Source organism: Protofrankia sp. Cj3 (assembly GCF_917627355.1).
GTDB lineage: Bacteria > Actinomycetota > Actinomycetes > Frankiales > Frankiaceae > Protofrankia.
Window position 1 is genome coordinate 1 of record NZ_CAKJTR010000060.1, and the last position, 1,527, is coordinate 1,527.

The window sequence follows — 1,527 nt, forward strand, 5'->3', positions numbered from 1 at the left end:
CGCACGCCGGCCCGAGCCGCCCGAGCCGCCCGCACCCGCCGCGCCCCGGCACAGGGGCCGGCTGTCCCGGCGGCGGTCAGCCGCACGTGCCCGCCGAAGCGAGCCCAACCTGCTGCGGTACATCCCCGGTACGAGCCCGGTACACCGGTTGTGGGCGGGCACAAAAATAATCATGATGGCCGCGCTCGGGCTGCTCGTCGCGTTGCGGCCGTCGTGGCCCGTGATCGGTCTGGTCGCGGGATTCGTCGGGTTGTGCATGCTGGTCGCCCGGATCCCACCGGGCGCGGCGCCAAGGCTTCCCCGCTGGTTCTGGTACGGCCTGCTGATCGGCGCCGCGCTCACCATGCAGTCGCGCGAGGCACCGTTCGTGGCCGTCGCGGGAATGCGGGTGTCGCTCGGCGGAGTACTGGAATGGCTCCGGCTGACGTCGGTCTCCATGACCATGTTCGCCACCGCCGCGCTGCTCGGCTGGACGACGCCGCTGTCGGATGTCGCACCCGCGCTGGACCGGCTGATGACGCCATTGCGCAGACTGCGGCTACCGGTCGATGAATGGGTGGCAACGGTGGCGCTGGCCATCCGTTGTCTACCGCTGCTGGTTGAGGAAATCCGTACGCTGCTCGCGGTTCGCCGGCTACGCACGGCCAGCCGGCCGGCCCGGCCACGCCGGCCGGCGGCATTGGCGCGCCAGCTGCGCTACACGACCGAGCTGCTGTGCACCGCGATCGTCACCTGCCTGCGACGGGCCGCGGAAATGACCGAAGCGATCACCGCCCGGGGCGGGTTCGGTGCGGTTTCGCACCAGCCGGCGAGGCCCCGGCGCGCGGACGCCGCCGCGCTCGCGGCCATGGCGGGGCTCTTCGCCGCGGTGATACTGATCTGACCGGCCATCGCCCGGTCTGAGCCGTATCACCGAGCTGGCCACGGCCCAGGCAAAACGATCATATTGCCGCCGGTTCCCGCAGCCGGCGGCCCAGTTCAGGACGTCGGCGCGAGCGGGCGCCGCCAACGCTGTACCAGCGCGGAAACGAGCGCGACGGCGATCGCTCCCAGCACGTCCACGACAACACTGAGGATGACCTCGGACATCGTTGTTCTCCCTCCGCGCGGCCCTGGGACCGCGTGCGGCCCTGGGACGACGACACCCACGCCCAGAGGATTCGCTACGACGGTGAACAGCAGCCGAGCGGCCCGCGCCCGGCATCCGACATATCCCGAACAACTTCCGGCGGCAACCACGGAGAGCGCCCGAGGATAGGGCGTTCGATCAGTGAGCGGCTCATCCGCGCCCGGTCCGGCAAGGCGGAGGAGGAAGGCGCCCTGGTGCTGGGCGCCGACGGACGACAACGCGGCCGGGCGGGACGCGGATGAGCCGCGAGCCGGATAGTCCTGTCCTCGGGCGCTCCTAAGAGCGCCCGGCAACACAGGACGCGGCACCGCGCCCCTATTGCCGGTCGCTCTAAGGCACGCACCGTGCGTCAACGCACTCATCCAGCGCCGTGTGCTGCACGGGTACCCGCTGGCAAG

Annotated in this window: 1 protein-coding gene; it reads left to right on the forward strand. The window is 71.3% G+C overall.

From position 1 onward, the window contains the following. The coding region (locus MJ783_RS10500; RefSeq protein WP_239310208.1) for an energy-coupling factor transporter transmembrane protein EcfT at positions 1–883 on the forward strand (883 nt) is incomplete at its 5' end. Positions 884–1,527 lie beyond the last annotated feature (644 nt).